This is a genomic window from Nitrospirota bacterium, from assembly GCA_016214385.1.
In the GTDB taxonomy this organism is placed as follows: Bacteria; Nitrospirota; Thermodesulfovibrionia; order UBA6902; family JACROP01; genus JACROP01.
In genome coordinates, this window is sequence record JACROP010000069.1 from 1 (window position 1) to 13331 (window position 13331).

15 protein-coding genes are annotated in these 13331 nt (G+C 42.1%); 10 read left to right on the forward strand and 5 right to left on the reverse strand.

What is annotated here, in order from left to right; translation table 11 throughout:
- The 8 genes from HZC12_04065 to HZC12_04100 all read left to right on the forward strand — a co-directional run.
- Positions 1 to 305 (forward strand): hypothetical protein (locus HZC12_04065; GenBank protein ID MBI5025903.1); only part of this gene is annotated, 305 nt, incomplete at its 5' end.
- 106 nt (positions 306 to 411) lie between these two features.
- Positions 412 to 1326, forward strand: a complete 915-nt coding sequence (locus tag HZC12_04070; protein MBI5025904.1) for an ATP-dependent Clp protease proteolytic subunit — start codon at positions 412 to 414, stop codon at positions 1324 to 1326.
- A 310-nt stretch (positions 1327 to 1636) separates the two neighbouring features.
- A complete protein-coding gene (locus tag HZC12_04075; GenBank protein MBI5025905.1) occupies positions 1637 to 3562 on the forward strand; it encodes a DEAD/DEAH box helicase family protein in 1926 nt (641 codons plus the stop codon).
- Positions 3552 to 3908: a TnsA endonuclease N-terminal domain-containing protein gene (locus HZC12_04080; GenBank protein MBI5025906.1), complete on the forward strand. Its 357-nt coding sequence runs from the start codon at positions 3552 to 3554 to the stop codon at positions 3906 to 3908. The genes HZC12_04075 and HZC12_04080 overlap by 11 nt, the downstream gene beginning before the upstream one ends.
- Before the next feature lie 29 nt (positions 3909 to 3937).
- Positions 3938 to 5005 carry a 3-isopropylmalate dehydrogenase gene (locus HZC12_04085; protein ID MBI5025907.1) on the forward strand — a complete coding sequence of 356 codons (1068 nt, stop codon included), beginning with the start codon at positions 3938 to 3940 and terminating at the stop codon, positions 5003 to 5005.
- A 102-nt stretch (positions 5006 to 5107) separates the two neighbouring features.
- On the forward strand, positions 5108 to 5485 hold the full coding sequence (locus tag HZC12_04090; GenBank protein ID MBI5025908.1) for a response regulator: 378 nt from the start codon (positions 5108 to 5110) through the stop codon (positions 5483 to 5485).
- A gap of 98 nt (positions 5486 to 5583) precedes the next feature.
- Positions 5584 to 6603: an aspartate-semialdehyde dehydrogenase gene (locus HZC12_04095; protein ID MBI5025909.1), complete on the forward strand. Its 1020-nt coding sequence runs from the start codon at positions 5584 to 5586 to the stop codon at positions 6601 to 6603.
- Positions 6604 to 6713: 110 nt separating this feature from the next.
- Positions 6714 to 8030, forward strand: a complete 1317-nt coding sequence (locus HZC12_04100; GenBank protein MBI5025910.1) for an amidohydrolase family protein — start codon at positions 6714 to 6716, stop codon at positions 8028 to 8030.
- 1 nt (position 8031) lies between these two features.
- On the opposite strand, the gene HZC12_04105 is transcribed toward HZC12_04100, so the two are convergent.
- From HZC12_04105 to mtnP, 5 genes are all read right to left on the reverse strand, one after another.
- Positions 8032 to 8469 carry a DUF3106 domain-containing protein gene (locus HZC12_04105; protein ID MBI5025911.1) on the reverse strand — a complete coding sequence of 146 codons (438 nt, stop codon included), beginning with the start codon at positions 8467 to 8469 and terminating at the stop codon, positions 8032 to 8034.
- Positions 8466 to 8702: a hypothetical protein gene (locus tag HZC12_04110; protein ID MBI5025912.1), complete on the reverse strand. Its 237-nt coding sequence runs from the start codon at positions 8700 to 8702 to the stop codon at positions 8466 to 8468. Before HZC12_04110 ends, HZC12_04105 begins: the two co-directional genes overlap by 4 nt.
- Positions 8699 to 9145 (reverse strand): hypothetical protein, encoded by a 447-nt coding sequence (locus HZC12_04115; GenBank protein ID MBI5025913.1) that lies wholly within the window; start codon positions 9143 to 9145, stop codon positions 8699 to 8701. The genes HZC12_04110 and HZC12_04115 overlap by 4 nt, the downstream gene beginning before the upstream one ends.
- A complete protein-coding gene (locus HZC12_04120; GenBank protein ID MBI5025914.1) occupies positions 9135 to 9719 on the reverse strand; it encodes an RNA polymerase sigma factor in 585 nt (194 codons plus the stop codon). The genes HZC12_04115 and HZC12_04120 overlap by 11 nt, the downstream gene beginning before the upstream one ends.
- A gap of 99 nt (positions 9720 to 9818) precedes the next feature.
- Complete coding sequence (gene mtnP / locus HZC12_04125; protein MBI5025915.1) at positions 9819 to 10607, reverse strand: S-methyl-5'-thioadenosine phosphorylase; 789 nt, start codon at positions 10605 to 10607, stop codon at positions 9819 to 9821.
- A gap of 76 nt (positions 10608 to 10683) precedes the next feature.
- Between mtnP and HZC12_04130 the strand changes: the two genes are divergently transcribed.
- Entirely contained in the window at positions 10684 to 12072 is a 1389-nt protein-coding gene (locus HZC12_04130) for a TldD/PmbA family protein (protein ID MBI5025916.1), read from the forward strand.
- Between the two features lie 99 nt (positions 12073 to 12171).
- Positions 12172 to 13059 carry a UDP-3-O-acyl-N-acetylglucosamine deacetylase gene (locus HZC12_04135; GenBank protein MBI5025917.1) on the forward strand — a complete coding sequence of 296 codons (888 nt, stop codon included), beginning with the start codon at positions 12172 to 12174 and terminating at the stop codon, positions 13057 to 13059.
- Positions 13060 to 13331: the final 272 nt, after the last annotated feature.

Below are 13331 nucleotides of genomic sequence, written 5' to 3' on the forward strand. Positions count from 1 at the left end.
CACCTGAGTGGTTACACGGAGAGGTCGGAATAGGCTTTGGTAAAGATAAACCAATCCTTGTAATATATGAAGAAAGTATCAAATTATCCGGGCTGCCAGCCCAGTTTTACCATATACCATTTAGCATGTATGACCTGCCACAGTTAATGCCCAAAATTGATGCGGTCATGCCTTATGTTCGTAAATGGATAGAAAAACAGAAATGGGATGCTTTGTGGACAAATATTTTTAAAGGGATAGCTGTTGGTGTTGTTGGCTATGGAATTTATAAGGCTGGCGAGGAAGAGGGACGAAGAAAGGGTTAGTTGGTGAGAATCCTTACAGACAAAGAAATAACAGACTTGATTACAGAACCAAAGGTTGTACCTAATAACTGGTTTTTAGAAAAACATTCTATATTTGGAGGGTATTATGGCTAATCGAGGATTTATCTTTGATTTGATGGATGAAATATCTAATGCACCAATTGTGCATCAAAGACTTATTAAAAAGTTTGAGGAAAAATTTAATACAAATTTAGTCTGCTATACTGCCTTATTTGGCCATCCAGCAGGGGCTATTGCACATCAGGATAGCGAAATCCTTGAGAATATTCTGAGATCAATAGAGATGAAAGATAACGATAATAATCTTGGTTTGTTATTACACACTCCGGGTGGTTCACCAGATGCCGCTGCTGATATTATTAGGGTTTGCCGAAGCTATTCCAAAAAATTCAGAGTGATTGTCCCTAATGCTGCAATGAGTGCTGGAACATTGATTGCAATGGGCTCGGATGAAATTGTTATGAGCGACACATCTAATCTTGGACCTATAGACCCTCAGATGATATTTATTCAATCAAAAGATATTGCAATTATGAGACCTGCAAAATCATTTATAGATGCTTATATTGAGCTCATTAATAGTGCAAGAACTTCGATTACAAACAAACAGCCCGCAACTCCATTTTTACACCTTTTAGATAGGCAAGATCCTTCATGGATTATTGAATGTGTTAGAGCCAGAAATGCTACAGTAAATCTTGCTAAGGAACAATTAAAGGCAAACATGCTAAAAGACAAAAGCGAAAAAGAAATAGCGGAAACTGTTAATAAATTTCTTGAGGTTGGCGATAAAAACACACATGGAAGATCTATTAGCCCAGAGGAGGCAAAAACATTTGGATTAATCATAAAAAAAGAAGACAAATATGGTGAATTCTGGAATATGATTTGGGAAATATATGTGAGGATTGAGAACTATACAAGAAATAAAAGACTTGCAAAATATCTGCTTTCAAGAAATGGCGGCATAGATGTTCAAGCTATGCCAATTGGAATTTAACAGGAGGAAATTATATAAGTGAAAGAAGCAGGAATTACAAAGAAAGGCTCCCTATCTTTCAGCCCTTTCATTTCCTCGTCATATTCTTTGAGATATGGATCGGCGGCTGAATATTGTTTTAGCTCTTCCGAGACAGATTCAAAGTTTGTTAAGAGGTCTTTTTCTGTTATTTTTAGTTCCATGATACTTAAAGTTTATGCATTTGTATTGTTAGGTGTCAAGAGGATAATCGATTGAATACAGTTTGTCACTATATATTGTGGAGTTTAATATGGTTGGACTCAATATGTTGAATAGGAGTAGTAAATAAATGTTCAACGCCTTCAGGCAATATGAAAAAGAATATATAGACTGGATTCAGGGCGGTTATCCTGAGACTAATATCTTTACTCAGGATTTTATCGCTAATCTCTTGGAGCAGGACAGAAAAAACCGCCTCTGGAAACATCAGGAGGAGGCTTTTTTGAGGACTGTTTATAGTTATGAAATCCTCGGCAGAAAAAATCTCCTTCTGAACATCGTTACAGGCGGCGGGAAGACCGCCATAATTGCTGCGGTGATTGCATGGCTCCGTTCCTGCCATAACATTCAATCCTTTCTTATCATGGTCCCGAATCTCATTGTAAGGGACAGACTCGAAACTGACTTTAAGGATAAAAGTGTTTTCCGAAGGTTTAAACTCTTTCCACCCGGGCAAGAGCATCTTATAAATACTGTTGACCTTCATACTCTTGGAGAAAGAGGCGGTCCTCAGGGGATGCTGGAATCCGGTATTATTCTCGGCAATATTCAGCAGTTTTACCAGCATCATATTACAGGCCAGAGAAACCTTGCTTATATAAAGCGTTATATAGACAATTTAGCTATATTTAATGATGAGGCACACAATACGCCTGCAGATGAATATACAAATATCCTTGCCCATCTGTCGGAAAAGGCGAAATTCAGGCTTGATACAACTGCAACACCTGACAGGGCGGATGGACACCGATCCTCCAGAGGCTATACAAATACTGATTCAGGTGAAAAGAGAACCATTGATGAAATGGACGAGGAGTTTGAAAAGATTGAAAGGGGCTTAACCGCGACACAATGGGTTACTGATTACGACCCCATGAAAAAGCAGATAGCAGTTGCTCTGAACAGACTTGAGGAGCAAAGGCGAAGGGCAAAGGCAGTTGGAGAGAATAAATATAAACCGATTCTCTTTGTTGTCGCCATTTGTATAAAAGATGCTGAGAGGGCTGTGAAGGTTCTTGAAGACGATTTTGATTTGAAAGGCAAGGTGTTGCTTGTTACGGAAGACTCAGCAGATACGGTTGTCGGCAAAAAGGCAAATGGTCAGCCATTAACCGCAAGAGAGGCCGCTAAGGAGATCGGTTCGTTTAATAGTCCTTATGAAGCGGTGGTAAGCGTTTTAATGCTGAGAGAAGGATGGGACGTGCCTGAAGTATCTGCAATCCTGCTATTAAGAAAATTCTCATCTCCTGTTTATGGCCAGCAGGTGATTGGCAGAGGGTTAAGAAGAAACTTAAGAGGAACGGATGAACCCGAAATCTGCGCTGTAATTGACCATCCTAAGCTAAAGCATGACTGGTTATGGGAATTAGTAAGGGCAAAAGTGAGAAGTGATGTAGGCCAGGCTGAGCTTTTTGGAGACGAAGATCTGCCACCCAAAAGAAAGCCGCAGATTTTAATAAGGCCTGAAAACCTTATTGATATTCCCAATCCCGAAGGAGAAGAAGATGTCGACCTCAGCGATATTGAGGCTATGGAGGACACGACTACTGATTATCCTAACTGGAAAGGGGTTATTGCCGGTTTTAGTTATGATAGAAGCGAAATAGAGATAACGCGGGTTAACCTGAGCGGAATCAAAGGAATTGCTCTTGATGAGACGAGGAGGATTGAGATACATACCCCTCCCGAAGTTACATCATCCGAGGGCAGTGATGAGGAAGACAATGGAAATCTCATTGAAAAACTCAAATGGAATGTTCTTGACATGGGGATAGCGCTTCTTTATGAGGCAGGCATTGGTTCTCATGAGAGGGGTTATATGTATAATGTGATCATGGATCATATCAGAGACAAAATGTTTAATGGTGAATCAGCAGGCTTTGCATCCAAAGAGGACTTGAAGTTAGCCCTCTTAAAATTGCCGGAGATTAGCAGAAATTTCAGCAGTCTGCCGGGGCTTGTTGAAAGCATAGTGAGGTATAGAGATGTCGGTTAATACACACTATGGAGATTTTGAAGACCCTAAGAAAAGCCCTTATTCTATTGAACGATATGATTATGGCTGGGAACTTGAACATATGAGGTTTCTTGAGAAAGACAAGACAGTTGCAAAATGGACAAAGAATCACGGGGTTGAAATACCATATGTTACAGAAAGCGGAAATATAAGAAAATACCGTCCTGATTTCTTAATTGAACGGAGTGATGGATCAAAAGAAATTCATGAGATTAAAGGAAGACACTTACTTGAAAATCCTGATACATTGAGAAAAAGAGAAGCGGCTACGAATTGGTGTAAGAGGCGGGGGATGAGGTTTGTGTTAATATCGAAGGAGAAATAATAAAGAATCTTTCGGTAAGGAGAAAGATAATGACTAAATCTTACAACATTGCAGTCATTCCCGGAGACGGCACAGGGCCAGAGGTCATAGCCGAGGGCATTAAAGTCCTTCAGGCAGCAGAAGGGAAATTCGGGTTCAAACTCAATCCGACATATTTTGACTTTGGCGGAGAAAGATATTTAAAGACAGGCGAGACTCTTCCTGATGGTGCTGTGGATGAGCTAAAAAAATTTCACGCCATTTATCTTGGAGCTATCGGCCATCCAGATGTGAGACCCGGCATCCTCGAAAAGGGTATACTGCTGAGGCTACGATTTGAGCTCGACCAGTATATAAACCTGAGGCCTGTAAAACTTTACCCTGGGGTTGACTGCCCGCTGAAGGATAAGAAACCGGAGGACATAGACTTTGTTGTTGTGAGGGAGAACACAGAGGGACTATATGCAGGCGCAGGTGGCGTTCTGAAAAAGGGCACGCCTGATGAGGTGGCAATACAGGAATCCATAAACACAAGAAAGGGTGTTGAGCGCTGCATCCGCTATGCCTTTGAATACTGTAAAAAGAGAAATAAGATAAACAAGCTCACCCTGTGCGGAAAGACAAATGTGCTTACCTTTGCCTGGGATTTATGGGAAAGGACATTCTACGAAGTGGCAAAAGAGTATCCTGATATAAAAGTTGACTATGCGCATGTTGATGCAATAACAATGTGGTTTGTCAAGAACCCTGAATGGTTTGACGTGATTGTTACTGATAATATGTTTGGTGATATAATTACTGACCTTGGCGCAATGATACAGGGAGGGATGGGAATAGCTGCTGGAGGAAATATTAACCCTCAGGGTGTCAGCATGTTTGAGCCTATCGGAGGCTCTGCGCCAAAATACAAGGGCAAAAATATTATTAACCCTCTTGCTGCCATATGTGCAGGCGGAATGATGCTCGAGCACCTCGGCGAGGAGGGTGCAGGCAAACTTGTTGAAAAAGCAGTGATGGAGGTTACAGGAAAACACCTGAAGAGTCTTGCAGCAGGCCAGATGGGTTACACGACAACAGAGGTTGGAGACCTTGTAGTCAGGTATATCAAAGAGCTATAATGGCTTTGATGGGTATTATAATTATGGATGTAGAACACAGAAAATACGTTAGAGCCCCTGAGGTTGCCGTGCTTGACCTTAGTGGCAGTGGGATGTGTGTCCATGTCTGAAAAGAAGAAAGTGCTTATTGTGGACGATAATGACATGACCCGCAGGATGAATAAGAGCAAACTCATGTTAGATGGTTTCACTGTTCTGGAGGCTATAGATGGAGTGGAGGCGATTAAAGTACTTGAGACAGAAGTGCCTGATGTTATAGTGCTTGACCTGTACATGGAGAAGATGGATGGGTTTAAGGTCTTAGCCCTTTTAAAAGGATCTCCAAAATGGAAGGATATACCTGTTATAGTGTTTTCTGCGAGAGGCACTCCAGTAGAAATAGAAAAGGCCATGAGTGCTGGTGCAGATGAGTTTTTGGTAAAGATGACCACATCGCCGGTAAAGCTTAGCGAAAGGGTAAAAGGGATTTTAAAAGTCTAAAAATCTTACTGCAGGCTTCCAGCCTGACTTCAAATATCATTATATTTCGCCGAGTTATAAAATTTTCTTAAACTTTAACTATAACTTAAAGGAGTTAAATGCTTAAAAAAAAGGATAAATATATTGTAGCTGTTGTTGGCGCAACAGGGGCAGTTGGCAATGAGATGGTCTTGACCCTTGAACAGAGGAATTTCCCTGTTGAGAGGCTGAGACTCTTTGCATCAGAGCGATCTGAAGGCAAGACCATCGATTTTTATGATGAGACTATACCTATTGAAATCCTTGGGGAAAACTCTTTTAAAGGGGTTGATATTGCTTTATTTTCAGCAGGTGCAGAGAGAAGCAAGGTCTTTGCTCCAATAGCTGCAAAGGCAGGGTGCGTTGTTGTGGACAATTCGAGCCAGTGGAGGATGGACCCTGAGGTTCCGCTTATCGTGCCAGAGGTCAATCCTCAGGATTTGAAATGGCATAAGGGAATAATCGCCAACCCCAACTGCTCGACGATACAGATGGTTGTTGTTTTAAAGCCAATCCATGATGTAGTTAAGATAAAGAGGGTTGTTGTTACAACCTTTCAGTCTGTCTCAGGCACAGGCAAAAGGGCGATGGATGAACTGCTTCATCAGACATCGGCCATCCTGAATTTCAGAGAAGCGAAGTGCAATGTCTATCCGCACCAGATTGCATTTAATTGCCTGCCGCACATAGACAAGTTTATGGAGAATGACTATACAAAGGAAGAAATGAAAATGGTGAATGAGACGAGGAAAATTATGGGCGATGATTCTATAAGGGTTACTGCAACCACAGTTAGGGTGCCTGTGTTCAGATGTCATTCAGAATCAGTGAATATCGAGACTGAGAAAAAACTCTCAGCCAATGAAGTAAGGGCAATACTGTCTGCTGCTCCAGGCATTGTTGTTTACGATGCGCCTGAAAAAAATGTCTACCCGCTCCCGGTAAATGTTGCTGGCAGCGATGAGGTCTATGTGGGCAGGATAAGAGAGGACGAGTCAATTGAAAATGGTATAAACATGTGGATTGTTGCTGACAACCTTAGAAAAGGCGCTGCCCTCAATGCTGTTCAAATAGCAGAGAAGCTTATAGAGTTGGCGTAATACAGGCTGTTAAGTTAAGTTTCATTGCAAGTAGAAGAAGGAAATTCAAGGGGGATTCCCTCTCCCCTTGTGGGGGAGGGTTAGTGACATTGTAAAACTATCAGTAAATTATGGAAAAGAAAAAGGTCGACTCTATAGTCCACGCAGAATATGTCCTCCCCATGGACGATAAATTTGCTGTTATTCATGGCGGTGCGATTGCTGTTAATAATGGAAAGATCGAGGCTGTCGGGAAATATGAGGAAATAAAAAAGGACTATTACTCCGAAAACATAATTGGCGGAAAGGGGAGGGCGGTCTTTCCTGGATTAATTAATACCCATACCCACGCTGCTATGGTTTATTTCAGGGGGATTGCAGACGACCTGCCACTGAAGGAATGGCTTGAGAATCATATCTGGCCTGCTGAGGGTAAATGGCTTAGCCCTGAGTTTATAAACGATGCTGTAGGGCTTGCATGTCTTGAGATGCTCAAGGCGGGAATCACTACATACAATGATATGTATTTTTTTGAGGATGCTGCCGGGCGAGCAACAAAAAAACTCGGCATGAGGGCTGTGCTCGGCGTCGGGATTCTCGATTTCCCAACAGCGGCTGCAAAGACAGCAGATGAGTATTTTGAAAAGGCAGAAGTATTTATTAAAGACTGGAAAGGTGATGAGCTTATAACCCCGTGTATTGCTCCTCATGCACTATACACATGCGGGCCTGATACCCTGAAAAGGGCAAGGAGGGCTGCAGAAAGATATGATATTCCGATCCACATTCATCTCTCTGAGACCCGATGGGAAGTGGATGAAATAAAAAACAGATACGGCAGGACACCTGTCGAACACCTTGAAGACCTCGGTTTTCTCGATGAAAGGGTGCTTGCTGCCCATTGTGTGTGGCTGACAGACAGGGAGATAGAGATACTTGCAAAAAGGAATGCAGGCGTGTCCCACTGTGTGGAGAGCAACCTGAAGCTTGCCTCTGGTATTGCGCCTGTTGTAAAGATGCTTAAAGCTAAAGTGAAAGTAACCTTCGGGACAGATGGCGCTGCGAGTAATAATGATCTGAATATATTAAGCGAGATGTCAACAGCAGCCAAGCTCCACAAGGCTCACTCAGAAGACCCCACTGCCCTTGATGACAGGACAGCCCTTCTTATGGCAACGAGGTGGGGGGCTGATGTCTTAGGTCTTGGAGATAAGATAGGAAGCCTTGAGAAAGGGAAACGTGCAGATATTACAATTGTAAACCTCGAAAAACCCCACCTTACTCCGCTCTATGATATATACTCTCATATCGTTTATAGCATGAGGCCATCTGATGTCGAGACAGTTATAGTGGATGGTCGGGTGGTAATCAATGACGGAGAGCTTCAGACAACAGATGAGACTGAAATAATGGAAAAGGCTAAAAAATGGCAGGGAAAAATAAAATAGCTTACTGCCCTCTCTGTTTTCTGAGCCGTTCTCTTATCATTTCTTTTTCCTCCGGAGACAGATTTTTCCATTTTCTATAATTTTCTTTTAACCTTTGTCGCTCTTCAGGTGGTAGTTTTCTCCACCGCTCGTAATTCTTCTTAATCCTTTCCCTTTCTGCAGGAGGGAGTTCTTTGAATTTCCTGAACCGATCCCTTATTGTGTTTTTCTCCTCAGGAGGAAGGGCCTTAAATCGCTGAAAATTTTTCCTTATTGTTTCTCTTTCTTCCATCGGGAGTTCCTTCCATTCTTTATATGTTCCGGTTATCTTCTCACGTTCCTCAGGAGACATTTCCTGCCAGCGCCTGAGTTTTTCATTATAATTCTCGGATTCAGCCGCTGATGTCAGGGGGACTGTAAGTCCCAGAATGACCATAAAAACTAAAATTATCTGTTTCATTTCTTTCTCTCTTTCTCGCGGTTCTCTTTTTGAGGCATGACTTTGTCATCTGCCTCTATATCATCAAGGTTTTTATACATGTCCATAGACCTGAGAAGTTCGTAATTTTCCAGCATATCAAGAAGTCTTACAATCTCCTCCTCTTCTTTTTTTGTATGTTGCTCCTGCCTGGGGGGTAAAAAATCTCTCTGGGCAACAAGAAGAATCAAAATTGCCAGGGAGAACAGCCTCATGCCCTGTGCATTGCCTCAATTTCTTCAAGGTGTTGTAAGACCTCCAGGTTTTGATAGACGTCAAGACCCCTGAGGATTTCATAATTGCTTGAGATAAAGGCATCCTCCTGCCTTGATTCATATAAGCGCAGCCCTCCAAATACGACAAGAAGTAATGTCAAAACTCCAGCAGTTACAGGCACGAGTCTCGACGTGAAGAATCTTTTTTGCGCCTTTCTGTTCTTTATTTTCCAGTAAACCCTGCCGAGATATTTATTCCAGAAGGCCCCGGGCATTTCTAACTCTTTGACCTCTACCGCATTTAGGGTCATTTTGAGTTTTTTCCATGATGTAGCGCACATTTCGCAATCCTCAAGGTGTTTGCTTATTTCCGCATCCATCGAAGGCTCGGTCTCTTTGTAGTAATAGGCGATTAACTCTTTTTCTATTTCTTTACATTTCATTGTAGAAACCCTTCAGTCTTTTCTGAAGCCCTTTAACTGCCCTGAACAGATGGGCCTTGACTGTCCCTTCAGCGCAGTTAAGAACCTCGGAAATCTCATGTATCTTCATTCCCCTTAAATGTTTCATCACAAAGACCTCACGCTGTTTCGCAGGAAGCTTCCTGACAGCGGCTGTTATTGCGCTATTGAGTTGTCTGCTTAAAAGTTCCCTCTCCACATTGTCTTTTGCCTTGATTTCGATTGTTTTTTCTTCATCAGTGTCTGGGAATATATTAAGGGAAATGATTGATGCGAACTTATTTTTCCTGTAATGTTTCCGGCAGAGATTTATAATAATTCTGTAAAACCATGTCTTGAAACTACAATCCCCCCTAAACCCCTTTATCTTTGTATATACAATGGCAAAGGCCTCCTGAGAGACATCTTCGGCATCTTCGATGCTGCCTACCATATTATAGGCTAAGGAAAACCCCATTCTTTTATACCTCTCTACAAGCTCATTAAAGGCCTCGGCATCTCCAGCCTTCAGACCCTTTATTAAGTCCTCATCCGTAAGCTGGATGTCTCTATCCATCAAATCTTAGGCCCATCTGGCGTATTAGAGTCATAAATAAACAGAAAAGTTTACGCTATCTTAGCAAAACATAATCCACGAAATACCTGTCCACATAATTTAGCCCATTCTGGAGTCTTTGAGAGCATCTTTGCAGGGACATTTCCTTTTTGAGGGGATATGTATTATGCATTCTTTTAAGACCATGTTGATTTTGGCAGTTGAAGACTTCATTGTTTTTAACACTTCTGTTGTTGTAAGTTTTGTCCTGCTTATACCAGCAGCATAATTGGTGACAACCGATACCCCTGCAAAGCAGATTTCCAGTTCTCTTGCAAGAGACGCCTCAGGCATTGCAGTCATCCCGACAACATCTGCGCCCATAATCTTATAGGCCATTATCTCTGCCTTTGACTCCAGCCTCGGCCCATTTGTGCAAATGTAAGCCCCGCCTTTAATAAGGACAATCCCTGTCTTTTTGCCAGCTTTTATAAGTGCTTTTCTTATCTCAGGGCAATAGGGTTCTGTGAAATCTATATGCACAACTTCAGGGCCGTCATAGAAAGTCGAGTTTCTTCCACCTGTCATATCAATCACCTGGTCGGGGATGACAATTCCACCGGGCTTCATTTCTTTACTGATGCCGCCCACTGCACTGACAGATATAATTCTTTTGACCCCGAGCTCTTTAAGCCCCCAGATATTAGCCCGGTAATTTACTCTGTGTGGCGGGATATTATGAGCAGAGCCATGGCGGGGGAGAAAGGCTATTTCTACATCATTTATCTCAACAATCCTGTAATCGTCAGATGGCTTCCCAAATGGAGTAACAATCCTTTTCTTTTTTTTAATTACCAGCCCTGGTATTTCGTATATTCCACTTCCAGCAATAAGCCCAATCTCTGGCATATTCCCTCCATATTGTTATAATAGTCTACTAAATTGCTGAGCAATTTTCATTACAAAACAGTCTACTGGAGGTAATATGCTTGACCATGAACTTTTATTTAGGGTCTTAAAAAGGACTCTTTCTAAGGGTGGAGATTTCGCAGATATTTTTGGTGAACGTACACATTCAACTTCAATACAGCTTGAGGATAACAGGGTAGAAAAGATACTGAGCGGTGTTGATGCAGGTACAGGTGTAAGGGTAATTTTTGGTCAGAAGTCTGCCTATGCTTACAGTAATGATTTTTCAGAAGCAGGCATATTAGAGCTTGCAGATGCAGCAGGTAAGGCTGTGAGGATGTCAGCAGCAGGATTCACCATTGATTTAAAGAAAAAGGTACCATCAGTTGATTTCGCTATAAAGTTGCTGCCGGAGAATGTACCTATGGATAGAAAGATTCATCTCATTGAGTCTGCCAATAAGGCGGCCAGAGGTGTGGATTCAAGGGTTAAACAGGTGTCGGTAATTTACAGGGATTCGGTTCAAAAGGTTCAGATTGCAACCTCGGATGGCAATATTGCTGAAGATGAGCGCATATACACCACTGCTGTGATACAGGTTGTTGCTGCTGAAGGTGATATTATCCAGACTGGCTATGAACCTGTTGGTGGGTTTATAGGTTTTGAGCTTTTTGATGAAAACCCCCTCGATGAGATAGCCATCAAGACCGCAAAAAGGGCGGTGGCGATGCTCAGAGCTAAAAAGGCCCCTGGCGGAAGGATGCCGGTTGTTATCTCGGCCAGGGCTGGCGGCACAATGATACATGAGGCTATAGGGCATGGCCTTGAAGCAGACCTCGCACAGCAGGGGCTGTCTGTGTATTCCAATAAGATTGGAAGTCAGGTGGCCTCTCCTTTAATAACAGTTATTGATGATTCGACCCTGCCGAACAAGAGGGGTTCATTTAGATTTGACGATGAGGGCACCTCTTCTCAGAGAACCATACTCGTAGAAAAGGGGATTCTTAAGGGCTATATGTATGACATACTTACAGCCATGAAAGACGGAGTTGCATCCACTGGTAATGGCCGGCGTGAGTCCTATAAGCACAGACCAATACCGAGGATGACAAATACCTTTATTGCCCAGGGTGAGGAAAGCCCTGAAGCTGTAATTAAATCAGTGGAAAAGGGGCTCTTTGTGAAAAAAATGGGAGGAGGACAGGTTAATACAGTTACAGGGGAGTTTGTCTTTGAGGTCTCTGATGGTTATCTCATAGAGAAAGGTAAGGTCGGTGAGCCACTCAGAGGCGCAACATTATGCGGCAATGGCCCTGAAATCCTGAGAGCTATAGATATGGTCGCTAACGATCTTGGCTTTTCTATTGGAACCTGCGGTAAGGATGCCCAGGGTGTCCCGGTTTCAGATGCAATGCCAACAATAAGGATTCCTGACATGGTAGTTGGCGGAGAGGTGTATAAATAAAGCTACATAGTAAATGTATAAGTAATACACTTTATGTTTTAATTCCTTGATTTTAAAGAATATTCCGCTGGTATTTAATTTGCATATCATAATTAAGATATGCGTTTACAAAGGACGATAAAGGAAGAGATTCAGATAAAAGGCCTTGGTTTGCATACTGGAAGGGAGATAAATCTACGCTTAAGGCCTGCCCCGCGCGATACAGGTATAATTTTTGTACGAAAAGACAGGAACAACACTGAAATAAAGGCTCACGTAAGCTCTGTTATAGATACAGCATTTGCTACAAGTATCGGGTTTGATGGTGTAAGGGTAGGAACAGTTGAGCATATCATGGCTGCCCTTGCAGGTCTTGGTATTGATAATATTTATATCGAACTTGATGGCCCGGAGGTCCCTATAATGGATGGTAGTGCCTTTATTTTTACCAGACTTATACTTCAAGCAGGTATTGCTAAACAGGGCAAAAAAGTGTCATGTTTGCGGATTACAAAACCTATTATGCTTATTGAAAGGCAATGCCAGATAGCAGTGGCCCCATACGAAGGTCTAAAAATTACCTACAGTGTTCATTATAATCATCCTGTTTTTGGCGAACAAAGATTGGGTGTCGATATCAATGAGGCAAATTTTATTAAGGATTTGGCGCCAGCCAGGACCTTTGGGTTTTTGAAGGATGTTGAAACTTTGAGGGATAGGGGGTTAGCAAAAGGTGGCTCCCTGGATAATGCTATTGTAATTGGAAACGACAATATCCTTAATAAAGGCGGACTTCGATTTAAAGATGAATTCGTGAGGCACAAAATTCTTGATGCAGTAGGAGACTTCGCTCTTTTAGGATTCCCTGTTTACGGGCATATAATGGCCGATAAATCAGGACACTCCTTAAATATAAAATTCCTCAGAAAACTTCTCTCCTTTGTGGACTGCTGGGAAATAGTCTCAGAGCCAGTAGCAGCTAATCCAGTTTTTGCAGTTCATGTCTAAAGGCTGTCCAGATAATGTATTAAGAAAACCACAGAGTTCACAGAGATTGTTAAAAAACTAAATCAATCCACCGCAGATTTTTTAGAGAAAATTTATTAATACTTTAAATCCATTTAATCTGTGGATGGATATTATTATTCTGTGTCTCTGTAAAGTAAAAAAAAGGCTGTCCCGAAGCTTCGGGACAGCCAAGCGGTAAAGCACTTTAAAGCAATCTTATTTCTTTTTCTTAGCAGCCTTTTTAGGCTTCTTGGCGGCGGCTTTCTTTGTGG

Bases quoted from the DNA above. Each gene is read 5' to 3' on its own strand.
- HZC12_04115 (MBI5025913.1), bottom strand. From the start codon at position 9,145: ATGAAATGTAAAGAAATAGAAAAAGAGTTAATCGCCTATTACTACAAA.
- HZC12_04085 (MBI5025907.1), top strand. From the start codon at position 3,938: ATGACTAAATCTTACAACATTGCAGTCATTCCCGGAGACGGCACAGGG.
- HZC12_04130 (MBI5025916.1), top strand. From the start codon at position 10,684: ATGCTTGACCATGAACTTTTATTTAGGGTCTTAAAAAGGACTCTTTCT.
- HZC12_04120 (MBI5025914.1), bottom strand. From the start codon at position 9,719: ATGGATAGAGACATCCAGCTTACGGATGAGGACTTAATAAAGGGTCTG.
- mtnP (MBI5025915.1), bottom strand. From the start codon at position 10,607: ATGCCAGAGATTGGGCTTATTGCTGGAAGTGGAATATACGAAATACCA.
- HZC12_04105 (MBI5025911.1), bottom strand. From the start codon at position 8,469: ATGAAACAGATAATTTTAGTTTTTATGGTCATTCTGGGACTTACAGTC.
- HZC12_04095 (MBI5025909.1), top strand. From the start codon at position 5,584: ATGCTTAAAAAAAAGGATAAATATATTGTAGCTGTTGTTGGCGCAACA.
- HZC12_04110 (MBI5025912.1), bottom strand. From the start codon at position 8,702: ATGAGGCTGTTCTCCCTGGCAATTTTGATTCTTCTTGTTGCCCAGAGA.
- HZC12_04100 (MBI5025910.1), top strand. From the start codon at position 6,714: ATGGAAAAGAAAAAGGTCGACTCTATAGTCCACGCAGAATATGTCCTC.
- HZC12_04070 (MBI5025904.1), top strand. From the start codon at position 412: ATGGCTAATCGAGGATTTATCTTTGATTTGATGGATGAAATATCTAAT.
- HZC12_04090 (MBI5025908.1), top strand. From the start codon at position 5,108: ATGTCTGAAAAGAAGAAAGTGCTTATTGTGGACGATAATGACATGACC.
- HZC12_04080 (MBI5025906.1), top strand. From the start codon at position 3,552: ATGTCGGTTAATACACACTATGGAGATTTTGAAGACCCTAAGAAAAGC.
- HZC12_04135 (MBI5025917.1), top strand. From the start codon at position 12,172: ATGCGTTTACAAAGGACGATAAAGGAAGAGATTCAGATAAAAGGCCTT.
- HZC12_04075 (MBI5025905.1), top strand. From the start codon at position 1,637: ATGTTCAACGCCTTCAGGCAATATGAAAAAGAATATATAGACTGGATT.